The sequence below is a fragment of the Christiangramia echinicola DSM 19838 genome (assembly GCF_000423065.1).
GTDB classification, from domain to species: Bacteria; Bacteroidota; Bacteroidia; order Flavobacteriales; family Flavobacteriaceae; genus Christiangramia; species Christiangramia echinicola.
The window spans coordinates 61,583-80,446 of sequence record NZ_AUHG01000012.1 but is presented as its reverse complement, the minus strand read 5'-3'; the positions used below and the strand labels follow the sequence as shown (position 1 = coordinate 80,446).

The 18,864-nt window shown below is 37.3% G+C and carries 13 protein-coding genes; 4 read left to right on the top strand and 9 right to left on the bottom strand.

From position 1 onward, the window contains the following. From G530_RS0109635 to G530_RS0109610, 6 genes are all read right to left on the bottom strand, one after another. Positions 1-2,928, bottom strand: a complete 2,928-nt coding sequence (locus G530_RS0109635) for a serine hydrolase domain-containing protein (protein ID WP_026934334.1) — start codon at positions 2,926-2,928, stop codon at positions 1-3. Next, positions 2,928-3,413, bottom strand: coding sequence for a hypothetical protein (locus G530_RS0109630; RefSeq protein ID WP_026934333.1), 486 nt, complete (start codon positions 3,411-3,413; stop codon positions 2,928-2,930). The genes G530_RS0109635 and G530_RS0109630 overlap by 1 nt, the downstream gene beginning before the upstream one ends. Positions 3,414-3,497: 84 nt before the next feature. Continuing rightward, positions 3,498-4,289: a (Fe-S)-binding protein gene (locus G530_RS0109625; RefSeq protein WP_026934332.1), complete on the bottom strand. Its 792-nt coding sequence runs from the start codon at positions 4,287-4,289 to the stop codon at positions 3,498-3,500. A gap of 34 nt (positions 4,290-4,323) precedes the next feature. Continuing rightward, positions 4,324-5,664, bottom strand: a complete 1,341-nt coding sequence (locus G530_RS0109620) for a 4Fe-4S dicluster domain-containing protein (protein WP_026934331.1) — start codon at positions 5,662-5,664, stop codon at positions 4,324-4,326. Positions 5,665-5,670: 6 nt separating this feature from the next. Next, a complete protein-coding gene (locus G530_RS0109615) occupies positions 5,671-6,624 on the bottom strand; it encodes an MlaD family protein (protein ID WP_026934330.1) in 954 nt (317 codons plus the stop codon). 56 nt (positions 6,625-6,680) lie between these two features. Further along, entirely contained in the window at positions 6,681-7,805 is a 1,125-nt protein-coding gene (locus G530_RS0109610) for an N-acetylmuramoyl-L-alanine amidase family protein (RefSeq protein WP_026934329.1), read from the bottom strand. 136 nt (positions 7,806-7,941) lie between these two features. On the opposite strand from G530_RS0109610, the gene G530_RS0109605 reads away from it, so the two are divergent. After that, complete coding sequence (locus G530_RS0109605; RefSeq protein WP_051199753.1) at positions 7,942-10,635, top strand: putative LPS assembly protein LptD; 2,694 nt, start codon at positions 7,942-7,944, stop codon at positions 10,633-10,635. A 132-nt stretch (positions 10,636-10,767) separates the two neighbouring features. Beyond that, positions 10,768-11,151, top strand: a complete 384-nt coding sequence (locus G530_RS0109600; RefSeq protein ID WP_026934327.1) for a RidA family protein — start codon at positions 10,768-10,770, stop codon at positions 11,149-11,151. On the opposite strand, the gene G530_RS0109595 is transcribed toward G530_RS0109600, so the two are convergent. The 3 genes from G530_RS0109595 to G530_RS0109585 form a co-directional block, all read right to left on the bottom strand. Continuing rightward, the gene (locus G530_RS0109595) at positions 11,152-11,520 is read right to left on the bottom strand and encodes a methylglyoxal synthase (RefSeq protein WP_026934326.1); all 369 of its coding nucleotides are present in this window, start codon (positions 11,518-11,520) and stop codon (positions 11,152-11,154) included. It abuts the gene before it with no gap. 1 nt (position 11,521) lies between these two features. After that, the gene (pfkA, locus tag G530_RS0109590) at positions 11,522-12,508 is read right to left on the bottom strand and encodes a 6-phosphofructokinase (protein ID WP_026934325.1); all 987 of its coding nucleotides are present in this window, start codon (positions 12,506-12,508) and stop codon (positions 11,522-11,524) included. Positions 12,509-12,625: 117 nt separating this feature from the next. Next, positions 12,626-17,002, bottom strand: a complete 4,377-nt coding sequence (locus tag G530_RS0109585) for a translocation/assembly module TamB domain-containing protein (RefSeq protein WP_240472145.1) — start codon at positions 17,000-17,002, stop codon at positions 12,626-12,628. Between the two features lie 124 nt (positions 17,003-17,126). Between G530_RS0109585 and tsaD the strand changes: the two genes are divergently transcribed. Both tsaD and G530_RS0109575 read left to right on the top strand, forming a co-directional pair. After that, positions 17,127-18,149 carry a tRNA (adenosine(37)-N6)-threonylcarbamoyltransferase complex transferase subunit TsaD gene (tsaD, locus tag G530_RS0109580; RefSeq protein WP_026934323.1) on the top strand — a complete coding sequence of 341 codons (1,023 nt, stop codon included), beginning with the start codon at positions 17,127-17,129 and terminating at the stop codon, positions 18,147-18,149. A 1-nt stretch (position 18,150) separates the two neighbouring features. Continuing rightward, positions 18,151-18,864, top strand: a complete 714-nt coding sequence (locus G530_RS0109575) for a 16S rRNA (uracil(1498)-N(3))-methyltransferase (RefSeq protein ID WP_026934322.1) — start codon at positions 18,151-18,153, stop codon at positions 18,862-18,864.

Genomic DNA, 18,864 nt, shown 5'->3' with positions numbered 1-18,864 from the left:
TTAAAAATCTATAGATTCGTAAATTACTTTCTGGATCTCAGACCTAATATCTTCCCTAATTAGTTTACGATTATTAGAATCAGGAAAAGTCCTGTTAGACAAAAATACATAAACAATATCTTCCTCGGGATCGGCCCAGGCAAAAGTGCCGGTAAAACCGCTATGACCAAAACTCATCATAGAGACACAATTACAGGTAGGTCCAGATTTACCCAGTTGTGGTTTGTCGAATCCTACACCACGCCTTACATCATCTTCGCAATAATAACAGGTGTTATATTTATCGATAGTTTCTTTATTCAGGAATTTGTCGCTGCCGTAGGTTCCACCATTCACAAATGTCTGCATAATCTTAGCAACATCATTCGCTGTACTGAATAAACCGGCGTGACCGCCAATTCCTCCCTGCATAGCTGCTCCCTGATCATGCACATAACCACGAACAACCTGCTTTCTCCATAGCCTGTCATCTTCAGTAGGCGCAATTTGTAGGCTATCAAAACGTGTAAGAGGCATATATCCGGTATAACTTGCCCCTAAAGGTTTATAAAGATGTTCCTGAGTGATATTTTGTAAAGTTGAACCGTAATACGATTCAAGATAATATTTCAAAAGGTAATAAGGAAGATCGCTGTATTTGTAAGCTAACCTGCGTTCCAGGTCACTCTTTTTTATGATATCAACGATAGTATCTCCAATATCCTTCCGAATAAACATTCCATTCGCTACCTGGGTATTAAAATCTTCAGATGCTGTATTCCTGTAATAATTTTCAGAAAGATTTTTTGTTTTAGGATCTATAGTAGAAATATAAAAAGGGATCCAGGCCTGTAAACGAGCATAATGCATTAACATATCCTGAAGCCTGATATTCTTTTTATCAGAATCCTTGAATACCGGCAATAAGTCTCCCAATTTTGAATCAAAACTTAAAACCTCCTTTTCGTCTAGCTCCATTACCATTGGTAAGGTTGCAAGGATTTTGGTTAACGAAGCCAGGTCGTAAACCGTTGTGTCTGTAACCGGAATTTCTTTATCATAAGTTTGATAACCAAAATTCTTCTGATAAACGACTTTTCCTTTTCTAGCTACCAGGATCTGAGCTCCCGGAGTCATTTTTTCATCAATTGCATAGTTAATGATACTATCAATTTTACTGAGTTTGGCTGTATTCATTCCAACCGTCTCAGGAGTTCCGTAGGCCAGTCTATTAATATTATTTGTATTGAAGCCGGTCCCAACTGGAAATTCATTCTGGATGCTAACCGGTAATCTACCTTTAGCGTCTAAAGCACCAAATAAAACCTGAGCTACCTTTTGCTGGGCCACAGGATGATTTTGATAACCTACTATAATGCCTTCCAGGTTCGCAAAACTTTTGATATCCAGAAGTGCATAAGGCCTGGCAAATAAAGAAAGTACCGTTTTATTTTTCCTGGCGATCTCATGTAGCCATACCATTTCTTTATCGCTGAATTTATATGATGCCCATGGACTGCTGTTAGATTTATGGAAACCCACAACCACATAATTGTAGTTATCCAGCTTATCAAGAAGCTCTGAAAGTTTTTCAGCCTTTACCCAATCAACCTGAGTATACTTCTTCATTTGCTCAAGGAATGGACTACCATCATCATCACCAAAATTAACATAAGCGATTTTCTGCTTTTCCAGTTTCTTAACTGGAACTACTGCTTTATTATTCTTGAGAAGCGTAATTGCATTTTCAAATAAATCTTCGAGCAAAGCCTGGTCCCGTACTGTATTAAGTTCTTCTATTAAGAAGTTTGTTTTGACTGGCTTAAAATTATTAAGTCCTGCTTTATACTTTGCATAAAGAATCTTTTTAACTGAAAGTTCAAGTCTGGCTTCTGTAATTTCTCCAGTATTTACGGCTTCTATAATACTTTCTGATGCTTTACCTACATCTTCACTCATTAAGAGCACGTCGTTCCCTGCTTTAAAAGCATCAAGATCTACCTCTCCCGGTTTTTTATTCCTGGAAGCCCCTTTCATATCAAGAGCATCGGTAAAAATCAAACCGTTAAAACCCATATTCTTTTTAAGTATATCGGTGATAATAGTTTCAGATAAAGAGGCCGGTTTACCGTCTAAAGGTTCAAGGTCTGGTACATTTAAATGGGCCACCATGATACTACTTAAACCTTCCGGAATCAATTCTTTATAGGGATACAGCTCAACTTCGCTAATCCTTTCTGAAGAAAAATTAATAGTAGGTAAGGTTTTATGGGAATCTGAATCTGTATCTCCATGACCCGGGAAATGTTTAGCGCTACTTAGAACACCTTCTTTATGCATACCGCTCATAAAAGCAAGCGCTTTGCTGGTGACATTCATTTTATCCTCCCCAAAAGATCTATTCCCTATTATAGGATTATCTGGATTGGTATTAATATCTACTACTGGCGCAAAATTAAAGTGAACTCCTAATCTTCTAGTATGTCTTGAAATTGCAGCTCCAGCTTCTTCTATAAGTTTATTATCCTGAATCGCTCCCAGGGTCATATTCCACGGTAAAGCGTAGGTGCTATCCAGACGCATAGCTAATCCCCATTCGGCATCCATACCTACTAGTAAAGGAATATCAGACATTTCCTGAAATTCATTAGTAAGATGTGCTTGCTGGACCGGGCCACCTTTAGAAAAGATCAAACCTCCAATATGATTTTCCTCAATCAGCTTTCTGATGGTATCTGCCTCATTTGCATTTTTTGACCAGATGCTGGCCATAAATAACTGACCCACTTTCTGTTTCAAATTCATGGAATCATAGATGCTATCAACCCAGGCTTTTTGCGAGAGGTGATCTTCTGCAAACAAAGGGTTTTTGACCTGTGCAGATCCATTAGTAGAAATAAGTAGGAAAAATAATATCGAGAAAAACGCTAGGGGCTTCTTCAACTTCATTAATTCATAAAACGTTTATGCCAGCTTTCAGATGCCGGTACTTCCCAGTCTGAAAGATATTCGGCTTTATTATTTACTAGATTATTAAAAACTATGGTATTTGATGAAACTGCTTTTTGCTTAGCCATTTTTCTGAAATCGGTAAGACTTTTATAAGCAATGAATTCACCCTGTTTATAAGAAACATTCATTTTATCTAGTAGATCTACATTATACTCCTGCTCCAATTGCTGGATGAATTGAACAGAGGCATCTATAGAGCAACCAGAAGCAGCATTTAATTGCTGGTCCAGGGCTATAGTGATAAAACGTTTATATTTAATCTCGTAAGAAGCTTTAAGATCTGCACCGTGAGCGGTCCATTTCTCAATAAAAATATTCAGTTTATTTGAAATCTCCTGAATTTCTTCTTCCGTAAAAGACCTGTTGGCCTGATAAATCCACACTCTGGAGCTATCGGCAAGGCTTTCAAAAGGTACTAACATATAGGCTAAAATTGAATTGTTACAAATCTAATTTATTTAGCCATCAGGTCAAATATAGTACCGGGATTTAACTTTTGATATTTTCTATAGATCGTCAGCGTTGGCAATAAGTTCTGCAACGTCCATAACTGCCACGCTGTCTTCCTTTTCTTTATTCTTCACACCATCTGTCATCATGGTGTTACAAAAAGGACATCCGGCAGCAATGATCTCTGGCTGAGTTTCCAGAGCCTGTTCAGTTCTTTCTATATTTACATCTTTATTCCCTGGTTCTGGTTCTTTAAACATTTGTCCACCACCAGCACCACAACAAAGCCCGTTCTTTTTGCATTTACGCATTTCTACAAGCTCTACTTCAAGTTTTCTCAAAAGGTCTCTTGGAGCTTCGTATTCGCCATTTGCTCTACCTAAATAACAGGGATCATGAAAAGTGATCTTCTTCCCTTTAAATTTACCGCCTTCTACTTTAAGTCTTCCCTCGCTTAGTAACGCTTTAAGGAACTGTGTATGATGCATCACATCATAATCACCTCCAAGAGCAGGGTATTCATTTTTAAGGGTATTAAAACAGTGCGGACAAGCCGTAACCACTTTCTTTATTTCATAACCATTAAGCACTTCTATATTCGTAGCTGCCTGCATCTGAAAAAGAAATTCGTTCCCTGCTCTTTTCGCAGGATCACCTGTACAGGTTTCTTCAGTTCCTAGCACAGCAAAATCTACTCCTGCCTGGTGTAATAATTTCACAAAGGCTTTCGTGATCTTTTTTGCGCGGTCATCAAAACTTCCCGCACATCCAACCCAGAATAAAACTTCCGGTTTTTTACCTTCTGCCATATATTCGGCCATTGTTGGAACCTTTAGTGCTTCTGCCATATTGCTGTTCTTTATCTAATTTTTTATTTTTAAATTATTTTTCTTCAGCCCAGTTCAAACGATCCATTTGATTGTAAGGCCATGGTGCTCCGTTATTTTCGATATTGGTCATTGCAATTGCCAATTCGTTCGGAGCTGCGCTTTGTTCCATCACAAGATATCTTCTCATATCTAAAATAATAGAAAGCGGATCTATCCCTATAGGGCAAGCTTCTACACAAGCGTTACAGGTAGTACAAGCCCAAAGTTCTTCTCGTAAAATATAATCGTCAAGCAATTGCTTACCGTCATCCTCAAATTTACCGTTCTTATTAATGATCTCACCTACTTCTTCTACCCTATCACGGGTATCCATCATGATCTTTCTAGGCGACAATTTTTTACCCGTCTGGTTAGCAGGACATTCTGAAGTACAGCGACCACATTCGGTACAGGTATATGAATTTAAAAGCTGAACCTGATTTAGGTCAAAGATATCTGAAGCACCAAACTTCTCCGGCTCACCTTCATCTTCGCCTTCAGCAGGAGCTGCAAAAGGATCAGCATTAGGATCCATCATTAATTGCACCTCTTTCTGAACTGCTTCAAGATTATCCATTTTCCCCATTCGGGTTAATTTAGAAAGATATACGTTTGGAAATGCGAGAATGATATGTAAATGTTTTGAATAATAGAGGTAATTAAGGAAGAAAAGGATCCCCAGAATGTGTAGCCACCAGGCTGCTCTTTCTATAATTATTAAAGTTGCATTACTCATTCCATCCAGTAAAGGAAGCAAATACTGGCTAATTGGAAAGCTACCCATAATACCAGCTTCTGAGGCATAATGATCTGCTCCATTCAGCTGAAGCTGATAATCTGCAGCATTCATGGTAATGAAAAGTATCATCAAGATCATTTCAAAATAAAGAATATAATTGGCATCATTCTTTGGCCAGCCTTTTAATTCTCTACTTAAAAATCTTTTAATGTTTATAGTATTTCTTCTAATCCAGAATAGAACAACTCCCACGAAAACCAGGAATGCCAGGATCTCAAAACTAAAAATGAGCACATCATAGAAACCACCTAAAAAGGAAAAGATTCGGTGAGTTCCAAAAATTCCGTCGATAATGATCTCCAGCACTTCAATATTAATAATGATAAAACCAACATATACCACAATATGTAGCAAACCGGCAATGGGTCTTTTTACCATTTTACTTTGGCCCAAAGCCACTCTTGCCATTTTTGCGAATCTTTCGCCAGGTCTATCAGAGCGATCTACCTTTTTACCAAGTTTTACATTTCGAATTACTCGTTTTATGTTCCTGGCAAAAAAGCCAATTCCTGCCACCAGGGCAATTACAAATAAGATTTGCGCAATAATCTGCATGGTTGGTTATTTTAAAGAATCTTTCGGAGCGTCGTAAGGACCAGGATTTTTACCAAATACTGAAAAATGAACATAACGCTTAGGATTTAATTTAACATCCTGAAGCAGCTCTTCCAGTTGTCTGGTTGCCCTGTCCAGGTTATTATATACAGCATCGTCATTTAGAAGTTTTCCAGCTGTCCCCTCTTTGCTATTTAATTTATTTGAAATACCTTCAAAATCTGCGATCACTTTCTCAAGATCTGAGGTGATCTTACTAATATTCATTTGAGTAAGTGTATCAGAAAATTTATTGAAGTTCCCAGACATTTCATCCAGGTTAGTGAAAGTTCTATCTAGCTTCTCTGAATTACCCTGCACAATTCCCTGTAATTCATTTGCGGTTATCTGAAATGAAGAAACCGTTGCATCAAGATTTTTAAATGTCCCTCTAATATTGTTACGTGTAGAATCATCCAGGATCTGAGTGACAGCCGTGAGCATTGAGTCTGCACTTACTATAGTATTCTCCAGCTTTTTCTGAAGAGGTGTAAGCCTGTCGTTCACTAACTCCATGATTCCTTCTTCCTTTGAGCCTTTAAGAGTATCACCAGATTCGGCCATACCAATTGAGGCTTCATACTTTGGAACGATCGCCAGAGACTTACCGCCAATGATACCTCCACCATATATATTGGCTTCAGAATTCTTAGAAAATTGAAAATTATTTTTAACCGTAAACGTTACAAGTAGATCCCCTTCTTTATTAAGAAAGTTGATTCCTGTGATCTGTCCTACCTTAAGACCATTGATGGTAACTTCAGAAGATGGGGATAAACCTTCCACATCATCATATACGGCATAAAAGGTTCGACTATTGTCCAGTAGATTTTCCCCTTTAAGAAAACTATAACCGAAAATTAAAATCACTATTGCGATAATAGCTAGCAGGGCAGTTTTGACCTCTCTGGAATATTTCAAAAGCAAGTATTTTAGTGGATACGCACAAATTTAGAAATAAATATATAAAAGCAGCTTTATTTAAGCTTAGATTTTAACGCGTCGTTAACCGTTATTTTATGGTCATTCTTAAACGCTACAATATAACTTGTTGGATATCCCTTCTTTATAGCTTCCTGATGTAATTGCTGAATTTTTAAATAATCTGAGGTTTCACCGTAATAATACTTATATAAACCACCTTCTTTGGTTCTATCAATATTTTTTAAACCTTTAAAATTATAAGGCTTTGTGTCTATCTTTTTAGAACCTGCTGCTAATTGCACCTTGAATGTAACGTCTTTATAGATCTCAGAAGAGTTAGAAACTGGAACCACTCTTTCATCTGCAGGATGATCTTTGGCTATAGTTTCTAATAGATTTAAATTAATGGTTTTGCTATATTGAACTATTGCTTCGGTTATTGCGCGAGCCATATCATCCTGCCCCCTTTTGCTATTTAAATAGGGACCTTCCTGATTATTGGTTAAAAATCCTGTTTCTACCAATACACTTGGCATATATGTTTGATGTAAAACAATTAACCTCATTTGCTTCACTCCTCTATTCTTTCGCTTAAGATCATTGGTGAATTCCTTCTGAACCAGATCTGCCAATAATATGCTTTGATCCAGATATTCTTCCTGCATTATGGTCAAACCAATAAATGATTCGGGAGAATTAGGGTCATAACCTTCATAGGTAACTTCATAATTTTCCTCCAGGTAGATTACTGAATTCTCTTTTTTCGCCACTTCAAAATTGGTGTCATTTCTGTTTAAACCAAGAACGAAAGTTTCAGTACCAGAGGCCTGGGAGTTATGAGAATTACAATGAACCGATACAAAAAGGTCGGCATTCGCTTCGTTGGCAATTCTACCTCTTTCGAATAATTCAACAAATACATCAGTTTTTCTGGTGTAAACCACCTTTACCCCTTCATATTTTTCTAGCTCCTTACCTATTTTCAAAATGATACTCAAGGCGATGTCTTTTTCCTTGAATCCATTCCCCATGTTTCCAGGATCTTTACCCCCGTGACCTGCATCCAGGACTACGACAAATTCATCCTTATCTGGTGGCATTTCTGCTGAAATTACTGAATTAGAAAGGCTGAATATAAAAATTGTGAATACGAAAAGTTTAAGTAAGTTCGTTCTCATAAAAAGCTAACGCTTAAGTAGGTTGAATATTTTAATTAGTATTTTTCCTGCACACTCAAAACTCAGCTGAAAAAATATATGTAATTTTGAATTTGCAAAAAGCAAGCCAATCCGTACAAAAATAGCACTTAAAGCATTGCAAACAAATATCCCCAATACTCTTTTTTGCTTCGTTTTCACGCTGTTCTTTTCAGTTGTTCTTCATTCTCAGGAGGTTGAAACAAATTCAATTCCTGTAAGATCAGAAAAGGATTCCATAGCACCTGCTATAGATTCTGAAGAGATCCTAACTCAACTTCAGGAACAGGATTCCACCAAAACCGACACTGTGAAAAAACCACAGTTCCTGACAGACATCGTAGATTATACTGCCAAAGATTATATGCGGCTGAGTCCCAGAGATAATAAAATGTATCTATACAATGAGGCACAGATCGTTTATGGAGATATGACTATTGAGGCCGGACTAATCGTTATTGATAATGAAAAAAATGAGGTTTATGCCTATGGTATAGAAGATTCCATAGGAAACTATTCTCAAACTCCAATCTTCACCCAGGCACAAAGAAAAGTAGAACCCGATTCAATAAGATTCAATTTTGACTCTCAAAGGGCCCTGGTCTATAATTCCAGAACCCAGGAGGCTGAGTTCAATGTTAAGGGTATGGTTACTAAGCGAGAGAACGACTCGGTTTATTTCATGAAGAATGTAAGATTTACAACTTCTGAAGATGTAGACGATCCCGAATATTTCTTTTATGCCCGTAGGATCAAATTTGTTCCTGGTAAGAAGATCGTTTCCGGACTGGTGAACATGTACATAGCAGATGTACCTACTCCATTAGGCTTGCCTTTCGGATATTTCCCTCTTACAGATGAAGAAACTTCCGGGTTTATAATTCCTTCTTTTGGTGACAGCCAGTACGGTTATAACCTGCAAAATGGAGGTTATTATTTTGCAATTAGTGATTATGTAGATCTACTTACTTTAGGTAGCTACTACACGAACGGCTCATATACCTTCGAATTTTCATCAAATTACGCTAATAGATATAAATACAGAGGTAACGCCAGGGTTAGATATGAAAAACTATTTAATAGTGAACGCGGTTTCCCAGATTTTAGCGAACGTTCTTCTTATAATATCCAGTGGAGTCATAGTCAGGATGCAAAAGCAAACCCAAGTTCAAGGTTCTCTGCTTCGGTAAACCTTGGTAGTAGTGAATATTATGCAGAATCTATAAACCAGGCCAACCAGGGGAATTACCTAAACAACACACTTAGTTCCTCGGTTTCATACAGTAAAACATTCCCGGGTGAGCCCCAGGTTAACTTGAGTTTAGCAGCAAGGCATTCACAAAACACCAGAACCCAGCAAATAAATTTAAGCTTACCAACATTACAATTAAGCATGTCCAGGATCTATCCTTTCGCACCAAAAGGAGGCGCTAAAAAAGGGATGATCCAGAATGTGAATCTGCAGTACAGTCTACGTGCAGAGAATCAAATGAATACCGTAGATTCATTGTTTTTTAAACCTGAAATGTTTAGAGACGCCAGGCTTGGAGCACAGCATTCAATTCCATTATCTACAAACTTTAAGATATTCAAATTTTTAAGCGTTAGCACAGGAACCAGTTACGAGGAAACCTGGGTGTCTAAAACTTTTGAAAGATCTTATGATCCTGTTATAGATGATGTGGTAATAGATACCATTAGCGGCTTTGATTCCTACCGAACTTATAATTTTAATGCAAGTATAGGTACTACAGTTTACGGTCTTAAGAATTTTGGAAAAGATAAAAAGATCCAGGCAATCAGGCACGTAATGAGACCGTCTGTTAGTTATAATATCAATCCTGGATTTGACAGGTATTACGATGCATATGAGCGAGACGATCCTACCACTACAGATCAAATTGAGCTGGTAGATTACTCAAGGTTTGACGGTACTTTATATGGAGCACCAGGAAGAAATTTTTCAAGTTCTATTGGGCTTAGCCTTAGTAATACATTCGAAGCAAAGGTTAGAGATAGAGACAGCACGGCTTTAGAACCTAAAAAGATCACTCTTTTAAATAACTTTAGCTTAAGTACTAGTTATAACCTCGCTGGTGACTCCCTGAGGTTATCACCTATCGCCCTTAGAGGTTCCATACCAATCGTAAAGAATAAGCTGGATATCAATTTCGGAGCTAATCTTGATGTATATGCACTGGATAATAATAATCGTAGAATTGACAAGTTAAATATTGAAAATGGCGGAAGTCTTTTCAGGCTCACCAACGGTAGTGTGAATTTTGGTTATGCTTTCTCAAGCAAAGATTTTGAAGGTGGTGATGAAGAGGAAACAGATGAACTGGAAAATGAAACATTCAGGAACGGTGGTAGACCAGATGACCTTTTTGGAAAAGGTGTTGGTCCAGACGGAGAACTTTTTGATGAAGATCCTTTTGAAGGTAGAGAAGAAGAAAATGAAAGCTCCTGGTATAATTACAAAATACCCTGGGATGTAAGGCTGGCCTATTCTATGAATTACACAAATAGAACCAGACAGAACGAGATCTCAGCACATTCCATTATGTTTAATGGAAATGTAGAACTAGCCCCTAAATGGCAACTTGGTGTAAGTTCTGGTTACGATATTGTAAATAATGGAGTTACCCCCACGCAGCTTAGATTTCAAAGAGATCTAAATAGCTGGATGATGAGCTTTAGCTGGGTGCCATTTGGAAATAGAAAATCATGGAATTTCCTTATTAGAATTAAAGCGAATGTGCTTAGTGATATCAAGTACGACAAAAGAAGAGCTCCAGACAGAAGGCTTTAAATATCATTCTTTCTAAATATTCACATTTTTCTTTCTTCATATTCAATGCGAAAAATTATATCTTAATTTTCGTTCTTTGATGACAATTGACTATATAATTTTATATTTTCAATAATTAAATTATTACCTAATATGAAAAAGATCATAAAAACAAACAATGCTCCGGCTCCTATAGGCCCGTATAACCAGGCAATATTATCTGGAAATACATTATATATTTCAGGACAGATCGCGATAGATCCTAAAAGTGGCGACCTAAAGATAAATGATCTTGAAGAGGAGACGACTCTTGTATTAGAGAATTTAAAAGCTATTCTTACAGAAGCTGGTTTAAATTTGAATCATGTGGTAAAAACCTCCATCTTTATAAGTGACATGAATAACTTCGGAAAAATAAATGATGTTTATTCTCGTTACTTCGATTCTGAAAGTGCGCCTGCAAGAGAGACGGTAGAAGTTGCGAATCTTCCGAAATTTGTAAATGTGGAGATCAGTGCTATCGCAGTAAAATTTTAATTACGCAAATCCTCTAATCAATAACCTTGCTGTGGCGGGATTGGTTGCCAAGGGTACATTATGAACATCACATAATCGCATGAGCATGAAAATGTCTGGTTCATGCGGATGTTTATCCATTGGATCCCGGAAAAAAATAACCATATCTACAAGTCCCTCAGCAATTCTTGCGGCAATCTGAGCGTCACCACCTAGGGGACCAGAAAGTAATTTTTCAACTTTATACCCGGCAGCTTCAGTTTTAGAACCTGTTGTGCCAGTTGCGATGATCTTTATCTGGTTGGAATTCAGGGTTTCTCTAAACTCATTAAGAAATTGAACCATTTCTGGCTTTTTCCCATCATGAGCAATGATTGCAATAGTTTTCATATTAGGTAGATAAAATTTCAGAGATCCTCAATAAGTCTTTATTGATATTATGTTTTCCCTTTAAAGCCTGATCCAGACTACATGATTCAATTTCATTATTCAGCATTCCAACCATAAGGTCTCTTTTGCCATCTAACAGAAGTTCCACAGCCTTAACAGAAAGTCGACTGGCAAGCACGCGATCAAAACAACTTGGCCTTCCTCCTCTTTGAATATGGCCCAAAACGGTAACCCGAGCATCATAATAAGGCAGATTTTTCTTAACATATTCAGCAAGCTCAAATACATTCTTACCAATCTTATCCCCTTCAGATACCACCACAATACTGGAGGTCTTACCTGCTCTTCTACTTCTTTCGAGAGAATCCAGCAATCTTTCCAGTCCAAGATCTTCTTCCGGTATCAGAATCTCTTCAGCTCCGGCTCCAATACCACTATTTAAAGCGATAAATCCGGCATCCCTGCCCATTACTTCAACAAAAAATAACCTGTTGTGAGAACTAGCAGTATCCCTGATCTTATCTATAGCTTCAACCACTGTATTAAGTGCGGTATCGTATCCTATGGTATAATGTGTTCCATAGATATCATTATCTATAGTCCCCGGAACACCTATTACAGGAATTCCATGTTCCTTGCTAAATACCTGTCCGCCGCGAAAAGTACCATCTCCTCCTATTAAGACCATGGCATCTACCTCGGCATCTTTCAAGTTTTTAGCTGCCTTTGCTCTCCCTTCTTTGGTTAAAAACTCTTTGGATCGTGCAGATTGAAGGATGGTCCCTCCTTGATTTACCGTATTACGAACACTACGTGCATTTAAATTTGTAGAGTCTCCATTTATCATTCCCTGAAAGCCCTGATAGTATCCCACGCAATCTGTATGATAATAGGCACAGGTTCTTACTACGGCTCTAATTGCAGCATTCATTCCTGGAGAATCACCACCAGAAGTCATCACTCCAATTCGTCTTACTTTTTTACTCATAAACAGTGAAATTGAAAATTAAATCTACAAACTATATTTTAAGATTAAAGCATAGATCTCTACTTCTTCCAAATTTAAAGGGATGGAAGATATTCCATTCTAAATTAATATTAAATTTTACGGATTTTCTCCTTCTTCCGGGAAGTTTATATAATCTGGAGCCAAGGATTTAGCAGACTCTATTTTCTGATTTTCCTCATTATTTTTAACAATCTCGGTATTTGCTATTTTCCTTATAAGCTCTTTGAAGGTGTCGAAGTCTACGTTATAAGATAATCCAACCCCCTGTGTGAATCCTATTTCTTCACCTATAAATTGAATATTATTTTCACGATTAAAGACTTTTGCTCTAAGGGTTCCTTCTTCATTCAAAAGAAATTCTATCTCAAGATCACCAATAATCACAGATTCTGTAACTCCACCAATGGGCACACCAACCTGGCCATTAATTATCACTCTGTCTGATATTTGAGTGGAAAGGGTTAACCCGAATCTATCTACAGTTTGTTGATCTGGAGTACGATCACCCTGCACATAATTTACTCCAACCTGAAATTTACCGTTATCATCTGCAAAAATATCATTTACGATACTTGAGGCTCTTTCAGCTAAAGTTCCATAAATGGCGGCTCCACGCAAACCGAATTCACTATAAAAAGTTCCCTGGGTTACCAGGAACAAAGCCTGTAATTCTGTACTTGCCCGGTCATCGATTCTATACTGTAATTCAGATTTCACTGTAGAACTGGCGCTAGGAAAGTCAATTTCAAAACCAATTTCTGGTTGCTCGATATCTCCCTGAAGATTAATCACCACTTCTACCGGGATCTTTCTATTAACTGAAGGATTCTCTAGTAAAACTGCCGGATTCGCATTCAAAGAATATACTGCACTAACATCCAGTTGTGCGGCTGTAGGATCTCCATCCCAGTTTATACTTCCACCAGATTCAACTGTAAAAACCTTCTGAACTAGTCCGGCATATTTAAAATTATAAACTCCTTCATAGACGATAAAATCACCCCACATATTGAATTTACCATTGGTATTAATTTCGAGCAGCAGGTTTCCAGATCCACGACCTCTTAGCGTACTCCCACTGGTTTTGTCTACTACCACTTCAACTTCAGCTGCATTAGTAACATCCAGGTCAAAAATTAATTCAATCCCTTTTACTTCAGGGATTTCGATCTCTTCACCGGCAAGTCTTGCCGCCTTTTCTTCAGGACTTAAAAACCTGATAAATGAATTATCCCCCACAGATTCGTTATCGCTTAAAGGAATTTTAAATACAGTACCTCTTTCGGTAGCAGCGGTAACATCTATCACCAGTTCATCTGTTGGTCCTTTTATTGTTGCTTCACCATCAATAAATGCCGTTCCATAATACAAAGCATCTTCATCTGCTTCAGTATCCAACACAAGCATTCTATCTGAATTCAGGGAAAGATCAAGAAACCATTCAGAGAAATTGCGATGAGAAATAGTTCCGTCGAGAACCCCCTGAGTATCATACTTAGTATCTACTATATCTAAATTATTAAAAACGAATTGCTGCTTAGTGAGGTCTACCCTTGCTTCATCCTTAAAGTCAATATCAACATTTAAGTAAGGTATTCTCAAACCTGCTTTGTTAAGCCTTAAACTTCCGGAGAAATCGGGATTTTTATAATTCCCGGTAACAAATGCCCTACCCGAGGCAAAACCCCTAATATCTGTAAGAACATCTGCTCCTAAGGCAGTGAATATTGACATATTCAGCCTGTTCAGATTCACTTCTAGATCTATTAATGGTTCATTTCCGGCAACATTTATATCTCCAATAGATGATAGCGACTCCAGGCCTTCTTTCTTTAGAAGAGCGTATACCGAATAATTAGTTAAATCCTGGTTCCCTTCAACCTTTAAATCAAGATTACCCATATGGGTATCATTAACCTGGAGGGAATCTATTTTTAAATTTGTAGTTGGAAAATAAGCGCCACTTTCCTGCAGTAAATTAAAGTTTCCATTTAAAGTCCCGGCAAGGTCAAGACTGTCAATTTCTGGAGTGATCTTACCAATATCAACATTATTGAACTTCATTTTGAAATTCTTATATGTAGAGTCGCGCATTGCTCCGCTTAGCCTTATTTCCTCGTCACGATGACTTAATACGAGAGAATCTATTTCCAGATCCCTGAAATTATTATCGAAAACGATCTTATTGCTTCTGTCACTTTGCTCATTTAGATACCAGACCTTTTCTTTGAATTTAAAATCTGATCTCTGGATTCCCACTACAGATTTATTATCCTCGTTAATGGTATGGAATAGGTTTAGGTTAAAAACATCATTATTTCCCTTACCTCCTTTGAATTCAGACCGAATGAAAAGCGTATCCCTTTGAGTTACATTAATAAAGCTGAATTCTGAAAAATTATAAATATCTGTGGCTACACTATCTGCTTCAAAGAATGTATTATAGATCGGGTTGGTGTTGTCTACCTGCAAGTTGATCTCTTCGATCATATTATCAAAAACATCAATTCTTGGTGACTTAAAGGTCAGGCGAAATTCAGACTCATCAGACTCTACTCTGCCGCGAATAAAAGTGTTTGGAGCTAGTTCGATTTCCGGAAAGAATACTTCAACGATCTGATTATAGATATCGAAATCAAATTCCATATACTGATTCGTGGTGATCGTCTTGGGTTTATAATTAGTATAGATACTACCAATGGAGTTTTCTACTAAAGAACCAACTTCATTTACTTTAAATACACCGGTAACTTCCCCATTAATAACATCTGGAGAATTGATGGTAATAGTTCTTACTTCACCTTCAAAACTAGAAGTGATATTAAGATCATCGAAATAATAGAGATCGTTCTGGTTCTTATAGGAGGTATTTAAAAGCAGAATATCCCCAAATGCATTATCTACATTGGTTCCTTTCATATTCATGATAACATCGCCTTTAAATACTGAAATACTATCCCTGCTAACAAAATTAAGGGTATTTAGATCTGCATAATCCACAGAAGCTTCAAAATCGTATACATTGATATCTTCTGAAACATCTATAAGACCATTAAATTCCATCTGAAGATTTGGGTCATCTGAAACAAAATAACCATTAAATAGAGGATTTCTAAGATTCCCGATGATCCTAATATCCCGGTAAGTATAATTATTATATGTAATCTTAGAAATAGCTCCTTTTAACTGAGTATTCAGGTCTTCTGGGCTAAATCCTCCACCATCAAAATCTATATTGAAACTGGTTTTACCAAGCTGCTCGTTCTTAATAAGCCTGCCCAGGTTAATATCTTTAAAGATCAGTTTCCCTTTATAGGTGGAGGACGCTGAATTATTAAAATTATTCAACACAAAATCTGCATCTGCAGAACCTAACTGACTCGTTAAGTAAACATCTGCGTCCAGTGAAGAATTAGTGACATAGGTGTTTCCTTTGAGGTTTACATTGCCAAAGTCCCTTAAATTTTCTGGTAATTTCCCCAATAAGGGTCCCGGAAGGAAATTCACCATATCATAATAATTAGTATAGAAATCTGAAAAGCTTCCATCCATACTAAATGTATCTGGTTCTTTTTTGAAAGAACCTTTTATTTGAAAATCTCCATAGATCTCTGTTCTATCCAATCCCTGTAAGGCAAAACCCTTCAGGGCAAAATCATTTAAAGTTCCGTTAAGTTTAGTTTTAAAATTGAGTATCTGGTCATCTCCAAAACCGTCATAAAATGCCTGAAGGTCATTACTAGACAAGACACTCTCCCGGAATTCAGCATTCACCTGAACCAGATTTTCAAAATCCTTAAAATCTGACAGCTCATAATTAAAATACAGGTCGGCGTTAATTAAAGAGCCTGGAGTTTGCAACTGCATATCAACCAGGTTCATCTTATTAGGATCATAATGAAATTGAGTAGAAAGATTATCAATTTCAATCCCTCTATGCTCATACCCTCGCAACATCCCAATATCTATGTCTATATTGGAGCCGTCTATTTGTAATTCATCTGCATAGATATTCAGGCTATCTACGATCACAACGTCCCGTGCATCCAGATTTTCATCGATATAGCTATATCTGCTATTTGAAATTTGAACATTTTCTGCATGCAATTCAAAATTAGAATTATTTCCCGTAGGTTCTTTCTTGAGTTTCTCGATAAGAATGCCAAGATTATCCAGGTCTTCATTCTCATATCGCCGCATTCTCATATCAAGTCCTTCAATGCGGGTGGCACCTAAATTAGGAGAATTGTTAATAACATTCGTGAAGCTTATAATAGAAGAACGTATCTCTTTTGCCGTTAATAAGGTATCTTCATGATGATCCTCTACATATATTTCATTGAGTTTTATATCCCCGAAATAACTAAGCGACACCCTGCCTATAGAAATATTAACATTATTCTTTTCACGAAGGGAATCGGTAAGTCTTTTAGCTACAGATGTTTGTATTGCAGGAATAGAAAATACTATCAATAAAATAATGAATAACAAAACGAGGGCAACCAGCGTTTTAGTTAGTATTTTCCAGAGTTTTTTGATACGTTAATATGTTTTAACTTTGCGACTAATTTACAACTTCTATGTCCAATAATTTCTGATGCCAGACCAAAAAATCAACATTCTCGCTATTGAATCTTCTTGTGATGACACGGCTGCTGCTGTACTTTGCAACGGAAAAATCCTTTCTAATATTGTTGCCACCCAGGAAGTGCATCAACAATATGGTGGAGTAGTTCCAGAACTAGCCTCTAGAGCACACCAACAGAACATTGTTCCAGTGATCCATCAGGCATTGGTGAAGGCAAATATCGATAAAAAAGATGTTTCTGCAATTGCTTTTACAAGAGGTCCGGGATTGATGGGATCTCTACTTGTAGGTACCTCTTTCGCCAAGTCACTTGCCATGGGTTTAAAGATCCCTCTAATTGAAGTGAACCATATGCAGGCTCATATTCTAGCCCACTTTATAGAAGAACCTGATTTTCAGAAACCTGAATTCCCTTTTCTCGCTATGACCATTAGTGGCGGGCATACTCAAATAGTAAAAGTGACCGATTATTTTAAAATGGAGGTCATTGGAGAAACGATAGATGACGCGGTTGGCGAAGCATTCGATAAAAGCGCTAAGATCCTTGGAATTTCTTATCCGGGAGGCCCATTGATAGATAAATATGCTCAGGAAGGGGACCCAAAGGCCTTTAAATTCCCTAAACCGAAAGTAGATGGACTTAATTTTAGTTTTAGTGGCTTTAAAACTGCGGTGCTATATTTTGTTCAAAGAGAAACAAAGAACGATCCTGAATTTATAGATAAAAATCTTAAAGACATCTGCGCTTCTATTCAATACACAATCATCGGGATCTTAATAGATAAATTGAAAAAAGCGGTAAAGGAAACCGGTATTAACCAGGTGGCAATTGGAGGCGGTGTGTCTGCAAATTCGGGAATCAGGCAGGCGCTTAGAGATGCCGAAAAGAAATGGGGCTGGAAATGTTATATCCCTAAATTTGAATATACCACAGATAATGCGGCTATGATAGGAATCGCCGGGTATCATAAATACCTTAAAAAAGATTTTTCAGATTTTTCTATCACCGCACAATCCAGATATAAAATTTAATATGCAGCTCTTTTTTAATCCCGATATTACTGAAAAAGATGAATTGGTCACGTTCCCCAGAGATGAAAGCAAGCATATTGTAAAGGTTCTTCGGAAAAATGAGGGGGAGATTCTTAATATTACCAATGGGAAAGGCTTATTATTTACTGCTGAGATTATTCAGGCAGATATCAAGCAATGTATAGTTAAGATCACTTCTTTTGAAAAACAGCCTGCCCCACCCTATTACCTTCACATGATCGTGGCTCCAACGAAGATGAACGACAGGTATGAATGGTTCCTGGAAAAAGCAATGGAAATTGGTGTACATGAAATCACCCCGATAATTTGTGATCATAGTGAAAGAAAAGTGGTGAAGCTTGAACGATATGAAAGAGTTTTGTTAAGCGCTATGAAACAATCCCTGCATTTAAGCTTCCCAAAATTAAACGAACCTATCACTTTCAAGGAATTTATGAATAAAGATTTGAAGGGGTCTAGGTTAATTGCTCATTGCGAAGATGTAAATGAAAAACCATACCTTCAAAAAAAGATTCATTCAAGACAATCTGCAAATATTTTAATTGGCCCTGAAGGTGATTTCAGTAAAGATGAAATTGAAATTGCGCTAGAAAATGGCTGGAATCAGATTAGTTTAGGAGATAATAGATTAAGGACAGAAACCGCGGCAATTGTAGCCTGCCATACGGTTGCCATGAAAAATCAGGAATTATAA

What these genes read in the sequence shown, in the direction of transcription:
- G530_RS0109635 (WP_026934334.1), bottom strand. Translation starts at nt 2,928, where the DNA reads ATGAAGTTGAAGAAGCCCCTAGCGTTTTTCTCGATATTATTTTTCCTA.
- G530_RS0109630 (WP_026934333.1), bottom strand. Translation starts at nt 3,413, where the DNA reads ATGTTAGTACCTTTTGAAAGCCTTGCCGATAGCTCCAGAGTGTGGATT.
- G530_RS0109625 (WP_026934332.1), bottom strand. Translation starts at nt 4,289, where the DNA reads ATGGCAGAAGCACTAAAGGTTCCAACAATGGCCGAATATATGGCAGAA.
- G530_RS0109620 (WP_026934331.1), bottom strand. Translation starts at nt 5,664, where the DNA reads ATGCAGATTATTGCGCAAATCTTATTTGTAATTGCCCTGGTGGCAGGA.
- G530_RS0109610 (WP_026934329.1), bottom strand. Translation starts at nt 7,805, where the DNA reads ATGAGAACGAACTTACTTAAACTTTTCGTATTCACAATTTTTATATTC.
- G530_RS0109600 (WP_026934327.1), top strand. Translation starts at nt 10,768, where the DNA reads ATGAAAAAGATCATAAAAACAAACAATGCTCCGGCTCCTATAGGCCCG.
- G530_RS0109595 (WP_026934326.1), bottom strand. Translation starts at nt 11,520, where the DNA reads ATGAAAACTATTGCAATCATTGCTCATGATGGGAAAAAGCCAGAAATG.
- pfkA (WP_026934325.1), bottom strand. Translation starts at nt 12,508, where the DNA reads ATGAGTAAAAAAGTAAGACGAATTGGAGTGATGACTTCTGGTGGTGAT.
- tsaD (WP_026934323.1), top strand. Translation starts at nt 17,127, where the DNA reads ATGCCAGACCAAAAAATCAACATTCTCGCTATTGAATCTTCTTGTGAT.
- G530_RS0109575 (WP_026934322.1), top strand. Translation starts at nt 18,151, where the DNA reads ATGCAGCTCTTTTTTAATCCCGATATTACTGAAAAAGATGAATTGGTC.